The organism is Agarivorans sp. QJM3NY_30, assembly GCF_050870855.2.
Classification (GTDB): Bacteria; Pseudomonadota; Gammaproteobacteria; order Enterobacterales; family Celerinatantimonadaceae; genus Agarivorans.
This window is the reverse complement of record NZ_CP194038.2, coordinates 338,991-355,243: the sequence shown is the minus strand read 5'-3', so window position 1 is coordinate 355,243 and position 16,253 is coordinate 338,991. Positions and strand designations below refer to the sequence as shown.

The window sequence follows — 16,253 nt, the reverse complement described above, 5'->3', positions numbered from 1 at the left end:
GATCCGCAATGGCGGCGGTACCAGATATTTCTGTAGAGCCGGTGAAAGATGCACCGGCGCCACAACCCTTATTACATATTGAAAACATCAGTAGAAACTATGATGGCGCGATTGCCGTCGATAACGTAAGTCTAACCATTAATAAAGGTGAAATTTTCGCGCTACTCGGTGCTTCAGGCTGTGGTAAATCAACGCTACTTCGGATGTTAGCCGGCTTTGAACAGCCGAATGCAGGCAAGATTATTCTTGATGGCCAGGAATTAATTAACGTGCCGCCGCATCAACGCCCTGTCAACATGATGTTTCAGTCCTATGCCTTATTTCCGCACATGAGCGTAGAACAGAATATTGCCTTTGGTCTCAAACAAGACAAGCTCTCGAAAACTGAAATCAGAGACACTGTCGTCAACATGCTAGAACTGGTGCATATGACGGCTTACGCCAAACGTAAACCCCATCAACTTTCCGGCGGTCAGCGACAACGGGTGGCGCTCGCCCGCAGTCTGGCGAAACGCCCCAAGCTGTTATTACTCGACGAACCGATGGGTGCGCTAGATAAAAAACTACGTGGCCAAATGCAACTTGAAGTAGTTGATATTCTTGAAAAAGTAGGCGCAACCTGTGTGATGGTGACTCACGACCAAGAAGAAGCCATGACCATGGCCAGTCGCGTCGCCATTATGAACCGCGGACAATTTATTCAGGTCGGTGAACCGGAAGAAATTTACGAGTATCCAAATTCTCGTTTCAGCGCCGAATTTATTGGTTCGGTAAACATCTTTGAAGGCGTAGTCAGCAATAACGAAAATGATAGTGCGGTGATCGATTGTCCCGACTTAGGTTTCCCAATTCATCTCAACCATGGGGTATCGGCAGCGCCCGGCGTGCCTTTCATGATTGCGGTTCGTCCCGAGAAAATAAGTATTTTTAAGACTCTCAAAGGGCGCAGCAACAATCTTTGTCAGGGTAAGGTCGAAGACATCGCCTATCTCGGCAACCAATCCATATATTATGTGCGTCTTGCTAGCGGTAAACGAGTGACCGCCGCGATGCCAAATAGCAGTCGCCATCGTAACAATATGCCCACTTGGAATGACCCAGTGTATCTATGTTGGCAGGCAGACAGCTGCGTGGTACTGAAAATATGAGTACTTTAGCCACCTCCAAAACCAGACAACGTATCGCTCGATTGATTCCCAAAGGTCGCTGCATGGTCTTGGCCGTGCCTTATTTTTGGTTATTCCTATTTTTCTTACTGCCATTTTTCATCGTCTTTAAAATTAGTTTTTCCGAGGCGATGATCGCGATCCCACCTTATAGCCAACTGGTGACGATGGTCGATGAGCAGGTCCAAATATTGCTCAATGTCGGTAACTATTTCTATTTAGTCAATGATGGCCTTTATTTAAGCTCCTATCTGCAATCTGTAAAAATTGCAGGCATTTCCACCCTGCTGTGTTTGATCATTGGTTTTCCGATGGCGTGGGCGATTGTTCACTCCAATCCAGCGAATCGCAATATCTTGTTAATGTTGATTATTTTACCTTCATGGACCAGCTTTCTGATCCGAGTTTATGCTTGGATCGGGATTTTAAAAAACAATGGTTTCCTGAATAATATTCTGCTGTACACCGGTATAATCGATGAACCCTTACGCATATTGCACACCGATACCGCGGTCTACATCGGTATTGTCTATACCTATCTTCCGTTTATGATTTTGCCACTTTATACCGCATTAATGCGAGTCGACTACTCGCTCATCGAAGCCGCCAGAGACTTAGGTGCCTCGACCGCCACGGTATTATTTAAAGTCCTATTACCATTGACCAAGTCGGGCATTGTTGCGGGCTCAATGTTAGTGTTCATCCCTGCAGTTGGTGAATTTGTGATCCCAGAATTACTCGGTGGGCCAGATTCGATCTTGATCGGCAAAATTTTATGGCAAGAGTTCTTTAACAATCGAGATTGGCCAGTCGCTTCGGCAGTTGCATCGGTGATGCTACTGTTGCTAATGGTGCCAATATTATTCTTTTATCGTTATCAGAAACGTGAAATGGAGGCCGGCTAATGAACGCGATTCCGGTTTACAAAAGCAAGTGGAAATGGGCCATTTTAAGTGTTGGTTTAGCCTTTCTCTACCTGCCAATTCTTAGCCTAATCATTTACTCATTTAACGCCAACCGCTTGGTTACGGTCTGGAGTGGCTTTTCCACCAAGTGGTACGGCGCACTCTTCCAAGATGACTTGCTAATGCATGGCATCAGTCTAAGTTTAACCATTGGCGTGTTATCCGCGAGCGCAGCAGTGGTGCTTGGTACCATGGCCGCTTTTGCGATGACCCGTTTCGGTAACTTTAAAGGTGAAACCAGCTTCGCATTTATGATTACCGCCCCCTTAGTAATGCCCGAGGTGATTACTGGTTTAAGTTTGTTATTGCTGTTCATTGCTTTGAGTCAGGTATTCGACCTATTTAGTCACCGTGGCATGCTCACCATTTGGATTGCTCACGTCACCTTCTGTACTGCCTATGTGTCGGTGGTGGTAAGCTCTCGGCTACGGGAGCTCGATCAAAGCATCGAAGAAGCTGCCATGGATTTAGGCGCAACGCCGTTGAAAGTATTCTTTTTGATTACTCTGCCAACGATTTTTCCAGCGATTGTGGCTGGTTGGTTACTCGCCTTCACCTTGTCGCTCGACGACTTGGTTATTGCCAGCTTTGTGTCGGGCCCGAGTGCAACCACCTTACCGATGGTGGTGTTTTCTAGTGTAAGATTAGGGGTAAGTCCCAAAATTAATGCACTTGCTACCCTGATTATTGGTGTAGTATCTGTCGCTACTCTTATTGCCTGGTGGATTATGGCCAGAGCCGAGAAACGTCGTTTGCTCGACTTGAGAGCGAGCAACAGTGCTTAATCGGTACCAACCAAGGAACAAGCTATAATGGATGTTGGAAAACGATTGAAAAGCATCCGCTTAATGCGTGGGATTTCCCAGCGGGAATTAGCCAAATTAAGCGGTGTCACCAACAGCATGATTTCACAAATTGAGCAAAACCAAGTGAATCCTTCAGTGGGTTCGCTAAAAAAAATCCTCGACGCTATTCCGATTTCAATGGGTGAATTCTTTACCTTAGAAATGGAAAGCGAAGATAAGATTTTTTATAGTGCTGAAGAACTCACGGATCTGGGGGATGGGAAAGTTAAAATGCTACTGGTCGGGAGCAAACACACTGGCCGACAACTAGCGATTTTACGCGAGATCTATCCAGCAGGTGCAGATACTGGCACCGAGTTTATTCAACACGAAGGGGAAGAAGGTGGCATTATTATCCGTGGTGAAATCGAAATCACCGTGGGTAGCAAATCTAAGGTTCTCAAAGCTGGTGACTCCTACTATTTTGAAACCCGCAAACCACATCGTTTTCGCAATAAAAGCAAAGAGGTGTGTGAACTGATTAGTGCCGCCACCCCACCCACTTTTTAAGCCGAAGCCCTCTCATAACAAAGCCGCTATATAGCGGCTTTGTTATTTGTGAAAAGCCCTTCTCATGCGGGCTAAATCGAAGCAATCACAGCCTAATCCAAATCAACACTAATGGGCAATAGTTGGTTCACCCACGGAAGGGATCTTACGTTTTCCCTTGGCGATCATAGAAAATACCACGGGTACAAAAAAGAATGACAACATGGTAGTCAGTACCGTGCCGCCAGCAATCGCAACCGCGAAGGGTGGCCAAAAGCCTCCCCCTTCTAAAATCAAAGGAAGAAAGCCACCAACCGTTGTAATGGTGGTCGAGCTAATATGTCGAGTACAACTGAGAACCCCGAAACAGATCGCTTCAGCATCACCATCACAGGCCTTAGCATCCGATTTCAGTTCCGCCACGATCACAATAGCAGCATTAATCGCCAAACCGATCAGTCCTAATAAACCAATAATAACCGTAAAGCCAAAAGGATAACCGCCCAAGAACACACTTAACAGCCCCAAACCTGCGGCTTGAATCGCTGTCACCATAATCAAAAAACTCAACCTGAAAGAGTTAAATGACAAAACCACCACCGTCACCAACAACACCGCGATAATACCTACACTTGCGAGCAAGTTATTAACCGCTTCGTTACGCTCAGCACCTTCACCACCAAACTCTAAGCTATAACCAACGGGCAATAAGACCTGCTCCTGCGCTAACCTCGCCTTAAATGCTTCTAATACTTCCTCGGGCAGTACATCGGTGCGTAAGTAACCTTCCACCACATTCACCCGCCGTCCGTCGCGTCGAGGCACTTCACCCCGAGTTGGACGAATTTCCAGCTCAGCTAAGGAAGCTAAAGGGATATTGCCAGCCATCTCACTAGTTAAAGTAATATCGCCTAGATTTTCTAATTCTTTACGCTGCTCATCGGCTAAACGAATTCTTACGGGTAAGGACTCACTGCCCTCCAAAACACTGCCATTAATCAGTCCTTGCAAGCTTGCTTGTAGCTGACTGGCTATTTGGGTTAAGGTCATGCCACTTAAACGCGAGGCTTCTTCATCGACTTTAAGCCATACCTTAGGTGTTCCGGCCAGCAACGTTGCACGAGTATGAGTCACGTTTGGCACCTCGGAGAGGATCCGCCGATAGTGATCACCCAATTCTTTAAGTTGGTCTAAATTGGGACCAAATACACGCAATTCAATCGGAGCATTAAAAGGAGGCCCCTGTTCTAACTTGCGTACCAAAATTTGCGCTTGTGGGTACTGTGCATCAAACTCTTCTTGTAAGAGCGGGATCAAACGATTGGCCGCACGAAAATCATCGGTTTTAATCATTGCTTGGGCATAGTTTTTTGCCCCTAATTGACGCGGCATTAAGTTGTAGTAAAACGACGGTGCATTATTCCCCACAAACCAACTCACAGATTTGATCCCGTCCTTGGCATACATATGTTCAGTTAACTGCTCGGTTAAATGCTCGGTGGCATAAATGCTGGACTGTGGTGCCATGTACACCTCTATCTGAAACATATCGCGATCAGACGGTGGGAAGAATTGCTCAGTCAAACCGCCAGCGCTGTAAAAGCCATAAATAGGCAAGGCTGAAACCAGTAATAAAGTCAATTTAGGAAAACGCAAACAGCCATGTAAAAGGGCCTGAAAGGCTCTACTTAACCAAGCAAACTGAACCCCTTTATTATACCAATGGTCAGCACTTTGATGAGAAGGTAGAAAATGTCCGGAAAAGCTGGCCACTAAAGTGTGAGAAATAAAATAAGAGCCAATTAGTGAGAAGATCACGCTTAAGGCAATGCCACTCACAAATTCTCCGGCGGGTCCCGGCATTAATACGATGGGCAAAAAGGCCAAAATGGTGGTTAAGGTGGAACCAAGTAAAGGCAGCCAAAGATGGTTAAGCGATTCTTTTACCGCCTGTAAACCCGATTTACCTTGCTGGCGCTTTTGCGCAACGGTATCGGCCATAACAATGGCATTATCAACCATGATCCCCAGAGCAACCACCAAACCGGTTACTGACATTTGATGAATTGGCAAGCCGTAGAATTTCATGCACGCAAGGGTAAACATCACCGTGAGCGGTAAAGATAAACCAACAATAAGGGCCGAACGCCAACCGAGGGTAAGTAAAAGAACCACCACAATAATAGCAAAACCGATCAATACATTAATCACCAACTCCCCTAAACGAGTCGAGGTATAGCCATCTTGCTCAAAAATAACCTCGGCGCTTACATTGCTTGGTAGTATCTGCTGAAATTCCTCCAAGGCCAGATTGACTCGAGAGCTCCACCGATCCACCCGATATTCAGACAACATCCGAACACCGATCACCACCGCATCTTGGCGTTCCACCACAGCAATTTGCTCCGGCGGGGATTTCAGCTGTCGACTCACCTCCGCCAAATCGCCTAAGTGATAAACAAAGGCATTCGCGCTCGCGCCGACAGGGATGCTGCGGATCCGCTCTAAAGAATCGAGTTCACCTTCCAGCTCAAGTTGCATCAGGGTATTATTATTGGTCAATTCACCAGCCGACACCTTCGCATCAGCGGCAGCAATCATTTGCGACACTTGCTCGGTACTCAGTCCGATAGCGCTAGCTTGATAGGGGTCTATTTCGACCAGAATTTCTTCTTCACCATTCCCCTGCACATCGACAAAATCGGTCCCCGCAATATTACGCAAACGGTTCTGTAATTCTTTCGCATAACGCCCCAATATTGCTAAATCAGATTCACTTTTCCCCTGCCAGCGCAGTGCAATTAAAGTGGTAAAAGCATAGCCTCGGTCTTCATCCACCAGCGGAGTCGAGCTACCAAGCGGTAACTGTGGTGCCAATTCACTGACCAAATCACGAACCCGCGCCCATACAGGTACAACTTCCATCACTTGGTCTTTCAATTCCACCTGTAGCACCGAAAAACCAGATCGAGAAGAAGATTGCACTAGTTTTATTTCTGGCAATTTTCTAATTTTATTTTCGATGAGTTCGGTCACTAAGGCTTCCACTCGCTCTGCCGAAGCCCCCGGGTACTGGGTAATAATACTAGCAAAACGACTAGTAATTTTAGGATCTTCGCTGCGCGGTAAAGTGCTAATCGCACCAATCCCCGAAACCACAATCAACGCAATCAGCAGCGCAATTAAACGTCCGTTGTTATAAATGGCGGCAATCATGATTATTTAGCCTCATCAATAAATGAGCTGGGTAGAACTCGTTGCCCCGGGACATAGCGATGCATCCCGGTCGCTACAATCGACTCTCCGGGTTGTAAGGCGCCAGTCACAAAAGCTTGCTCTTGGGTCGCATAGTGAACGCTTACATCGCGCCGCTCTAATACAAATTCACCATTACTTTGCTCAACAATCGCATACACATTCCATAAGCCACGGATACCATCAACAATCGCACTGACCGGCACCCAATAGCCCGGCTGTTCAACGCTTTCAACCACATGCAAATAAGCTAATTGCCCACTCACCAAGCGATCATCTTCAGGGAGCGCAAAACGCAATTGAACGGTGCGGGAAACTGGATCAACTTGTCCACCAGAAGCCACTAGCTCCACTGAATAGTCATGTTTGGCCACAGTGACAGAGCTAGGTTTAGCCAAACCCACTTGCGCTAATAAGCGCACCGGTACACCAACGATTACTTCATTGCCACCCAGCTGTAACACCGTTAAAACTGGCTGAGAAGCGCCCACCACAGCGCCCTCGGACACGGTTCGACTATCAACGATGCCAGTATAGGGGGCGATTAAAGTAGATTTTTCAATCCGAGTTCGATTGGCTTTAATTGAAGCATCAATTCTTGCCTTATTGGCTTTGAGTGATTTTTGTTGTGCAACCAATTCATCAACACTCTGAGCGGAGGCGTAACCATCACTTTTGAGAGACTTCACTCGTTTTAAATTGGCTTTGACTAAGGCCGCATCGGCGGCGACTTGTTGTAATTGAGCCTGTAAATCGATGAACTCAATCTCTAATAATTCAGTATCGAGCTGCATCAAGATAGCACCTTGGTCAACCCGATCCCCTTCATCGACAAAGATTTTCGAGATTTTACCCGCGAGCTCAAACCCGAGGTCTGCACGCTGCTTGGCGATCACCTGCCCCACAAAGCGCCGCTCAATCGCATAATGCTCAACTCGCTGCAGGGAAAACGACTTCACTGGCGCGATGTGTTGTTCATCTTGGGGGAGGGATTCACTACCCTGCGCATATGCAGGCAAGGTCACGGCACTTGTCACTGCCAACAAGGCTAGCCAAGGTAGAATTGAAAAATTTAATGAAAATAACGACCTAAGCATAGTAACGTTCCGTGTGACTAAAGTGATAAATACATTACTCAGTGTAGAAAGACTGTGGTTCACTGTCTAGAGTCGGTTTGTTGATTCTAGCGACAAACCACACCTCTACCGAGTAGCTGTTCGCTATAATAAGTGATAAATCATAACAAAGCTGTAAGTAACATCGCCAAAGGGCATCCCGCCTTGGAACAATCCAATATAAACACTTGTAGCTCACCTAGCGCTGATAGAAAATTACCAGCGAATAATATATTCCTTTAAGGAAAGCCATGAGTACCCTCGCAGACCACCCCGACTATTCCTTATATTCCAATGCCAGCACGTTTCTGCGCCAAGCTTTGGATCATAAGCCAGCTCAGAGTGATGCCGATGTGGTGGTCACTGGTCTGCCCTTCGATTTAGCCACCACGGGTCGCCCCGGTGCCAGGCTTGGTCCCGATGCAGTGCGTCGCGCCTCGGTCAACTTGGCTTGGGAAGAAACCCGTTGGCCGTGGCATTTTAAATTATTCGAACAATTAACAATGATCGATGCTGGTGACCTCGTATTTGATTGCGGTGAACAGCAACAGTTTACCCAGCGCTTAGAAAGTTATGCCAAGCAGCTACTCGAAGCAGGAAAAACCATGTTAAGTCTGGGCGGCGATCACTTTGTGACCCTACCGCTATTACGAGCCCACGCCAAACACCACGGTAAACTCGCCTTACTGCATTTTGACGCACACACCGATACCTATAGCCAGGGCAGTCACTACGACCATGGCACTATGTTCTATCATGCACCGAAGGAAGGGCTCATTGACCCAGAGCATTCCTTACAATTAGGTATTCGTACCGATTACGAACGGGATAATCATCCCTTCATGGTGATTGATGCCGATCAAGCTAATCACTTAAGTCTTGAGCTAATTAACCTCAGATCGGTTTAAACCATCGCCATCAACCCTATTTTCTCAGCGCTCGTGATATTTAGCGATGGCTTTTCTGGTTTCAGACTGTATGCGATTAGCCCTCCAAGTAGGTTCAACATAAATCCATGCAGGCTCCGATGGCGGGAATGCTCTATCTGAGAGATGTTTTTCAGTTGGTCATTAATGGTTTCGATAATGAACCTTTTTGACAACATCGCTCTATCCCAAGCGGCAAGTACTTTCGGTTTCATGTTCTTACGGTGGGTCGTAATTAGGGTAATTCCGTCCTCTTTTAAATCTTCGGTAAGTGCTTTACTGATATAGCCTTTGTCTGCATACAGCTTGTCGAAAAGGCCTTTTGATAGTTCCCGAACAGGCTTTCTATCATCGGTATTAGCAGGTGTAAGTTTGGCTGCAACGATATCGCCGAGATGGTTGGTAATGATGTGAAGCTTAAACCCATAGAACCAGCCCATTGTACCTTTACCTCTTGCCGCAGTTCCTTTGAAAACCTTATGCCTTGGAATGCGTAAATTGTGGCAGACCTTAATACTCGTAGAGTCAATAAACTCAATGCCTGTCGGCTCTCCTTTAACATGAGTAAAAAAAGAGCTCAATGGCACGAGCACAGAAGACATTACTTCAAGAAATCGTGTGTAACTGAGTAGTGTGGGAAAATCACTCTTGTAGTGACGGCGTACGATTCCAAGGTAAAAGTTTTTGAAATCACGCTGATGAGACATATGGAAAGCGATAATGATTGTCATGATTTCGCTTTCGGACATTCGACCTTTGCGGTTTCGCTTACGTTCGCCGCTTTCAAGCTGAAGTTTTTGCCACTGAGGTAGAAAAGCCTTACAAAAGTCATCGACATGACAAAATAAGTCCACTAATTTATGCATAGCTGGTTCCTTTGCGATGGTTCTCTCTTGGTCGAAAGATCTGATCGCAGAACCAGCTTTTAGTTCCCTTCTTTTTATCCCGAGTTCAGGTTAATTATTCAACAAATTCGCCAACGAGTGGCCAACCACCCCGTCTACATCAGTTTCGACATCGACTGTCTTGACCCGGCTTACGCCCCCGGCACTGGTACCCCAGTCTGCGGCGGTTTAAGCAGTAATCGGATCTTACAAATATTACGGGGTCTACAAGGGATCAATTTAATCGGCATGGATGTCGTCGAAGTTGCGCCCGCCTACGATCAAAGTGATGTAACCGCACTTGCTGCAGCCACTATCGGCCTAGAGCTATTGCATCTATGGGCCGTGAGACCCCGCTAAAGATTTACCCAAACACATTCAAGGCGCAAATCTACGCCTTGAATGTCACTCTACGCTTATCCCACAAGCACCAGTAAAGAGTTATTTAACTGCAAGTGGCGAATACGGACCATTCGGCAAGAAAGTTGAAGGGTCTGTATAAAACACCTGATAATTAGCGACTCGAGTCAAAGGCATATAATCTGGCGCAGCTCTATTAATCGCCGCGGTCACAACAGCCCCAATTAAATCGCCCAGCAAATTCCCTGTAGAAGAACTTTGAGGTGTATACTCTATGTGCTTATGAGCCTCCCAAATAATATCTCCGGTTGGATTTTTAAATTGATAAGAAAAATCAACAACAGTGGTACTAGAGAGTAGAACAAAGGTCGTATCCCATTTTTCTATTGTGACATAGAGAATGGTATCGGCGCCGAACATTTCAGCCAAACTACTGGTAGGTAAATTATGAATTTCGCTTGGTTCATACAATCCTTCATACTCTAAGACTGTTTTAACCGTATTGGAGGGGTAAACATAGTAGCCTTTTTCAGCGAGCATCACTGGTAAGGAACTATATACAGCAAGTGGCGCATCAACATCTACACTATGGTTAATCACTGGTAAAATTAATATTGAACGAGGCTTAATGTCCTCAAACCCTGTTTGTCGAGGCTCAGTCGGTACGCTTTGACAAGCTGTAAGCAATAAGCTGCCGAATAAAATGATAACTAATTTATACATAATAACTACTCTTTAGGAAGCTGCTTTTCTAAGTTTTGGATTATTGCGTCCATCAAGGGTTTACTCTCCGGCCAGGTTTCCGATTCTTTGGTGTAATAATTAATTGCCTTAGGGACATCTCCAGACTTCAAATTAAAAGTTCCAACTTCGGCATATAAGCCGGGTGCAGCTTTCTGGCCATTCTGTTCAACTTGTAGAAGATGTTCTTCTAAGGCTAATGGAAACTCCTCAGCTGCGACAGGATCATGATAATACTCATATAAACTTTCATCGTAGCCGCCCCAGTCATACATCGTTTTGGTCGTTTGACATCCCGATAGAAAGGCCATTGATGTCATAAAAAAAATTAATTTAAGCGTCTTCATTTTATAATTACCGTTTTAGTCACACCATCTCCAAGGTATATTTTTTGCTTTAATACCGACTTATCACCATCGAATACCTCTACCACATGTGTGCCAGACAATAACTTAAGAGCCTTATTTCCGTCATGATAATCCACAATACTTCCCATCTCTAAGCCATCGACCTGCAAAGTATAAGTAGCCAAATCTTTAGTGCTTCCTGCCGAAGAAAAGATTAATTGAGGACGATTATCAAGCGTACTACTGGTTGATGTGGGCATTTGAACACAACCACTAAGCGCCCCAAGAATTAGAGCTGAAACTAATATTTTACTTATCATCATTTCATCTCCACTACATTTAATTTAGTTAGATCCATGTCAACTATCGAACCACCCGTTAATGTAGCAACCGAGCCTTCATTGGTTTCATTATCACCAAATAATTGAATAACTTTAATTTCTGCTACTGACTTACCAGGTAAAGTAATCATAAATCCAGTTTGCTTTGATTTAACTTCTTTACCTTGAGTTTCAATTGAAAAAGCCATGCCTTCTGTTATTCCCTGACTTTTACCACCGCTTAAATAAATTAACCCATCTTCTAAAGCTAAAATGTCGGTCTTCCATGGCCGCGATTGGATCTCTTGGGTTAACTTACTGATTGCATCAGATATGGCATTAGAGATTGCAAGGTCGTTAAGCGTGCCATCATAGGATGCCTTAGAACCAAAACCAGCAACCGAAGCTGACTCAGTGCTTGCTTCGCCCGCACCAGATAACGAGTGATATACCAAGCCAGTTTTACTATCAACAAGTCTTAAATCCATTTTTGCATAAGCAATCTGCTTCTTGGTGGACGATAAAAAGCCACTTTCGCCGACGGTTTTTCGACCAAATTCGGTTAAAGAACCGATAATCAGTGTATCAACACCAACAAAATCGGTTTTTCCACCGGTTAGTTGAGCTTCGTCTTGCAACCTGGCGATGTCAGGGCGTTCAAATACAAGATATTGTCCCGACTCAGTCAACGCTTTAGAAAGCATATCGGTGACTTGTTTTCCCAACACGTCCCCTTTTGAATCTCTTAATAAGCTTTTACCGTAAATCGTTTCATTAGAGATCCTGCCTAGAGCGACCTTTCGTTTCAAAGTTGGCTTGGCTGGGGCTTGCTGTTGCAAGGTCTGCGCTTCCCGTTGTGCTTCCTGAGAGTGGGCACTTTCAACTGATTCAATTTGAGGGCTTTGGGTTGAGCATCCGCTCAAAAAGGTGATAAAAAAAGCCGCTATCCAGCCACCTTTATTTTTCATTAAAAACTTCCTTAATAATAATGCGATAATGCGTTGAATTTATTGAAACAACATCGAACGTCATATTATTAACAATATCCATATGAAAGCATAGATATTATTGTAATATATTCATTTCATTGAGATTCAATCTATAGAAAGTTAATCCGTTGAGTAGGAGCACTGCTAATGAACCTGAGCGACTTTACTCGCGATTCTGTAAGCCGTTCTCTACTCGTTGACGCCGAATTGCATCTTTGTTTACCGCAATATGATCGCGCATACCCACTAAACCGTTTAACACTGCCGCATAAACCGCTTGATTTGACGCCTTACCTAAAAATCCATCGGCATGTGAATGATGCCAATCGATGGCCTGGTTGATCACTTCAACCCATTCATCCACATCACCAGCAATATACTCATTTAATGGTCGACCAAGCGTATCCATTAACGAAGCAAATAGTGCGGCATCTGCAGATGGATCCAGATCAGGTCTGGCCTTTAAATAGGCACGATAGCGAATTTGCCCCACATAGAACCACTTCACCGCTTGCCGCTTATAGCCTTGTTGAAAGAGTATTCCGGCTAATTCTAGGTAACGACTAGGATGTTTATTCTGTATCCCGGCCACTAAGTCAGCAAGCTGATGATTCTCAGCAGATATTTGAGTTAAATCCTCCGTTTTGCTGGTTGCAGCACAAGTCCAAAGACTTAAATACATTAACAATACAACTAAATATTTCACTGTTTTATTCCTGCATAAGCCGCGCACCATGCTTGGCTGGTAAAGGTGTTACTGGTAAATACTCATCGTCCTCCAATCGCAACTATCGATTGATCAACACCTTACTGAATGAGAAATAATAAAATTAGACCTCCAGCAATACTTGTAAAAACATTCCGATATGCTTTAGACACGATAGAATGCCCAACGAGCCTATATGAAAGGAGATAATCAGATGAGACACAAGCATAAAGCAAGCGTCGATTTCACCGCGTTTACTTCAGCTTCCCCCACAATCTAGTTCTTTACCACGCAAGCATGGCTCAGCTTCAGAATATTCAAGCGAAGCAAATTATAAATCGTATTGCATTGATTTTATGTGATAAATATACATTTATTTTAAAAGTAAAAGGGGTCAGAGTCACTTAAGTAAAAGGGGTCAGAGTCACTTTAAATCGCGACCCTAGCGATCAAACTATCTTGTCTTCCGGCGCTCGCTTAACAAACTATACTTAAAGCGGTTGTTAGAGAGGTGCCTAACATGAGTGATTGCTGCTTATTGCCCAAAGGAACAGATCTGATCCGTGCGGTGAAGTACATCGGAGAACACCATTGCCATGATTATCGTTCGCTAAACGAGGTGGCTTTTCGTTTCGACTTGAATCCGCTCGACCAGCAGTTCATTTTAGATCATTTTATTGAAACGCCCGACTCCCTCGAGTCGGGCAACTCAGGCTCATTAGAACTTAAGTCAGATCAATCCAAGTAGATTTAAGTTCGGTATATTTTTCAAGTGCGTGCAATGACTTGTCACGTCCATTGCCGGATTGTTTAAAACCACCAAAGGGCATGGTCATATCCCCGCCGTCCCAGTTATTCACAAATACCGTTCCGGCTCGTAAAGCACGTGAGGTACGCACTGCAGTATTCAGATCGGCGGTCCATACTGCGGCAGCCAAGCCAAAATCGGTATCGTTGGCCAGTGCAATGCCCTGCTCCAAATCATCAAATACTTGCACCACCAGCACTGGGCCAAATATTTCCTGCTTCACAATATCTAAGTCGGCCGCTACATCATCAAAAATAGTGGGCTGCACATAATAACCACCAGTTTCTTGCAACGCCTGCTCGCCACCACATAACAATTTAGCACCTTGAGCTTTCGCGCCTTCAATAAACGCTAATACCCGTTGCATCTGGGTTTGATCAACCATTGCGCCCATACTGGTGTTTGGATCCAGCGGATGACCCGGTTGCCATTGCTCAACTAAAGGCAGCATTTTCTCAATCAACTGTTGGTGAATGCTGCGATGTACCAGCAAGCGCGAAGCAGCGGTACAGACTTCACCTTGGTTATAGAATATCGATCCCACCGCAGTTTCGGCTACCTTGTCCAAGTCTGCCGCATCGGCACACACCAGATTAGGGCTTTTGCCACCACATTCCATGAAGGCCCGCTTCAAATTCGATTGTCCTGAGAACTCCACCAGTTTTTTACCCACGCCGGTAGAGCCAGTAAAGGTGATGCAATCCACATCCATATGCAAGGCCAGCGCTTGTCCTGCAGTATGACCATAACCGGGCAAAACATTAAAGACGCCATCGGGGATCCCAGCTTGCTGAGCTAATTTTGCCAAAAATAATGCACTCAATGGTGATTTTTCAGAAGGCTTCAGGATCACCGAATTGCCCGTAGCTAATGCCGGTCCAAGCTTCCATGAGGCCATCACCAAAGGGAAGTTCCACGGCACAATCGCGGCAACCACCCCCAAAGCTTCACGGGTGACCAGGGCCAAAGCGTCTGAGGTGACGGGGGCCACTTCATCATAAATCTTATCGATAGCCTCAGCATTCCAAGCGATACAGCGGGCGGTTGCCGTGGCATCGTAAGATAAAGCATCGCCAATTGGCTTCCCCATATCTAAGCTTTCTAACAATGCTAACTGCTGCTGATGTTGTTCAATTAATTGAGCAAAGGTTTGCATCACTTGCTTGCGCTCGGATGGGGCCTTACCCGACCAAGAACCACTGCTAAAAGCCTTTCGAGCGGCGCTCACCGCCAGTTCCACATCGGCGGCATCACATTCGGCCACCTCAGCTAAGGGCTGACCATTGGCCGGATTAATGCTCGTAAACGTTTTTCCTGATTGCGCGTCGACAAACTTTCCATTGATAAATGCTTGTGTTGGAAAATCTAATTCGAGTGCCTGTTTCTGCCAATACTGCAAATCATACTGAGCCATGTTCCCTCCGGGCTAAATCATCATTCGTTGTTTAATAATTAACAAAACTACACAAATATTGCATATTATTCCAGACTTGATACGATTTATTTAACAGCGAACTTTTAAATTTAAATTAACCATTGGACTGGTAACATGCATATAGCCATTATTAATTGCGACAAAGTTGACTCCAATTTAGCCAAGCACTACGGTGAATATTCTGATATGTTTATTGCCCACCTCGGTGCCCAAGACGCCAGTTTAACTTTTGAAGTATTCAATGCCTTAGAGCAACAGCTGCCCTCTTTGACTGATTTCGACGGCTATCTGATTACCGGGAGCCGTCATAATGCCTATGACCAAGACCTTTGGATCAACGCGTTAATTCGCTGGGTGCAAGAGTGTGAGCAAGTACAGGCGCCCTTAGCTGGTATCTGTTTCGGTCACCAACTGATCGCGCGCGCTTTGGGTGGCGAAGTCGCTAAGTCAGACAAAGGCTGGGGCTTAGGCGTTGCGAATAATCAACTCATCAAGGCTCCGTCTTGGGCTGAACAACAAACGGCTCCAGAACGACTACATATCTTAGTCAGCCATCAAGACCAAGTGCTGCAACTTCCCGAACATGCCGAACGCTTAGCCAGCAGTGATTTTTGCCCTAACTTTATGTTTCAGATTGGGCAGCATATATTGGCAATTCAAGGTCATCCAGAATTTGAATATGGCTACGCTGAGGCGCTGATCGACAAACGACAGCAGTTATTGTCTCCCGAAGCCTTTCGCTGCGCCAAACAGAGCCTACAGCAAGCGCTTGATGCCGATTTAGTGTTTAATTGGATATTACAAATGTATCGCCATGCTAAGTGCTAGCGCAAATAGTCGTAAAATTTATGCGACAACACTCGACATCAGCCAGCTAGCCACGTTAAATAGCACTTAATAAA

The 16,253-nt window shown here is 45.3% G+C and carries 15 protein-coding genes and 2 pseudogenes; 8 read left to right on the top strand and 9 right to left on the bottom strand.

Annotated elements, in window-relative coordinates; translation table 11 throughout:
* The first annotated feature begins 8 nt into the window (after positions 1-8).
* Genes potG through ACRRSX_RS01595 form a run of 4 tightly spaced genes read left to right on the top strand, consistent with a single transcriptional unit; the run spans position 9 to position 3,486 of the window.
* Positions 9-1,148, top strand: a complete 1,140-nt coding sequence (gene potG / locus ACRRSX_RS01610) for a putrescine ABC transporter ATP-binding subunit PotG (protein ID WP_432454951.1) — start codon at positions 9-11, stop codon at positions 1,146-1,148.
* Positions 1,145-2,071 carry a putrescine ABC transporter permease PotH gene (potH, locus tag ACRRSX_RS01605; RefSeq protein ID WP_432454952.1) on the top strand — a complete coding sequence of 309 codons (927 nt, stop codon included), beginning with the start codon at positions 1,145-1,147 and terminating at the stop codon, positions 2,069-2,071. Before potG ends, potH begins: the two co-directional genes overlap by 4 nt.
* Complete coding sequence (locus tag ACRRSX_RS01600; RefSeq protein ID WP_432454953.1) at positions 2,071-2,916, top strand: ABC transporter permease subunit; 846 nt, start codon at positions 2,071-2,073, stop codon at positions 2,914-2,916. The genes potH and ACRRSX_RS01600 overlap by 1 nt, the downstream gene beginning before the upstream one ends.
* Before the next feature lie 27 nt (positions 2,917-2,943).
* Positions 2,944-3,486 carry a cupin domain-containing protein gene (locus ACRRSX_RS01595; protein WP_432454954.1) on the top strand — a complete coding sequence of 181 codons (543 nt, stop codon included), beginning with the start codon at positions 2,944-2,946 and terminating at the stop codon, positions 3,484-3,486.
* A gap of 108 nt (positions 3,487-3,594) precedes the next feature.
* On the opposite strand, the gene ACRRSX_RS01590 is transcribed toward ACRRSX_RS01595, so the two are convergent.
* Both ACRRSX_RS01590 and ACRRSX_RS01585 read right to left on the bottom strand, forming a co-directional pair.
* On the bottom strand, positions 3,595-6,681 hold the full coding sequence (locus ACRRSX_RS01590; RefSeq protein WP_432454955.1) for an efflux RND transporter permease subunit: 3,087 nt from the start codon (positions 6,679-6,681) through the stop codon (positions 3,595-3,597).
* Positions 6,682-6,683: 2 nt separating this feature from the next.
* Positions 6,684-7,817: an efflux RND transporter periplasmic adaptor subunit gene (locus ACRRSX_RS01585; RefSeq protein WP_432454956.1), complete on the bottom strand. Its 1,134-nt coding sequence runs from the start codon at positions 7,815-7,817 to the stop codon at positions 6,684-6,686.
* A 269-nt stretch (positions 7,818-8,086) separates the two neighbouring features.
* Here ACRRSX_RS01585 and ACRRSX_RS01580 point away from each other — a divergent pair.
* Positions 8,087-8,725: pseudogene (locus ACRRSX_RS01580) on the top strand (arginase family protein); the annotation flags it as partial.
* 14 nt (positions 8,726-8,739) lie between these two features.
* Here ACRRSX_RS01580 and ACRRSX_RS01575 read toward each other — a convergent pair.
* On the bottom strand, positions 8,740-9,627 hold the full coding sequence (locus tag ACRRSX_RS01575; RefSeq protein ID WP_432454957.1) for an IS982 family transposase: 888 nt from the start codon (positions 9,625-9,627) through the stop codon (positions 8,740-8,742).
* Between the two features lie 93 nt (positions 9,628-9,720).
* Here ACRRSX_RS01575 and ACRRSX_RS01570 point away from each other — a divergent pair.
* Positions 9,721-10,005: pseudogene (locus ACRRSX_RS01570) on the top strand (arginase family protein); the annotation flags it as partial.
* 81 nt (positions 10,006-10,086) lie between these two features.
* Here ACRRSX_RS01570 and ACRRSX_RS01565 read toward each other — a convergent pair.
* From ACRRSX_RS01565 to ACRRSX_RS01545, 5 genes are all read right to left on the bottom strand, one after another.
* Positions 10,087-10,728 carry a DUF799 domain-containing protein gene (locus tag ACRRSX_RS01565; RefSeq protein ID WP_432454958.1) on the bottom strand — a complete coding sequence of 214 codons (642 nt, stop codon included), beginning with the start codon at positions 10,726-10,728 and terminating at the stop codon, positions 10,087-10,089.
* A 5-nt stretch (positions 10,729-10,733) separates the two neighbouring features.
* A complete protein-coding gene (locus ACRRSX_RS01560; RefSeq protein WP_432454959.1) occupies positions 10,734-11,093 on the bottom strand; it encodes a DUF4810 domain-containing protein in 360 nt (119 codons plus the stop codon).
* Positions 11,090-11,416: a hypothetical protein gene (locus ACRRSX_RS01555; protein WP_432454960.1), complete on the bottom strand. Its 327-nt coding sequence runs from the start codon at positions 11,414-11,416 to the stop codon at positions 11,090-11,092. Before ACRRSX_RS01555 ends, ACRRSX_RS01560 begins: the two co-directional genes overlap by 4 nt.
* Entirely contained in the window at positions 11,413-12,381 is a 969-nt protein-coding gene (locus tag ACRRSX_RS01550) for a CsgG/HfaB family protein (RefSeq protein WP_432454961.1), read from the bottom strand. Before ACRRSX_RS01550 ends, ACRRSX_RS01555 begins: the two co-directional genes overlap by 4 nt.
* Positions 12,382-12,565: 184 nt before the next feature.
* Positions 12,566-13,108, bottom strand: coding sequence for a hypothetical protein (locus ACRRSX_RS01545; RefSeq protein WP_432454962.1), 543 nt, complete (start codon positions 13,106-13,108; stop codon positions 12,566-12,568).
* A gap of 520 nt (positions 13,109-13,628) precedes the next feature.
* On the opposite strand from ACRRSX_RS01545, the gene ACRRSX_RS01540 reads away from it, so the two are divergent.
* A complete protein-coding gene (locus ACRRSX_RS01540; RefSeq protein ID WP_432454963.1) occupies positions 13,629-13,856 on the top strand; it encodes a hypothetical protein in 228 nt (75 codons plus the stop codon).
* Here the strand turns inward: ACRRSX_RS01540 and ACRRSX_RS01535 are convergent.
* Positions 13,834-15,330, bottom strand: a complete 1,497-nt coding sequence (locus ACRRSX_RS01535; RefSeq protein ID WP_432454964.1) for an aldehyde dehydrogenase — start codon at positions 15,328-15,330, stop codon at positions 13,834-13,836. The genes ACRRSX_RS01540 and ACRRSX_RS01535 overlap by 23 nt on opposite strands.
* Positions 15,331-15,465: 135 nt before the next feature.
* Here ACRRSX_RS01535 and ACRRSX_RS01530 point away from each other — a divergent pair, with 135 nt between their 5' ends.
* Positions 15,466-16,179 carry a glutamine amidotransferase-related protein gene (locus tag ACRRSX_RS01530; RefSeq protein ID WP_432454965.1) on the top strand — a complete coding sequence of 238 codons (714 nt, stop codon included), beginning with the start codon at positions 15,466-15,468 and terminating at the stop codon, positions 16,177-16,179.
* Positions 16,180-16,253 lie beyond the last annotated feature (74 nt).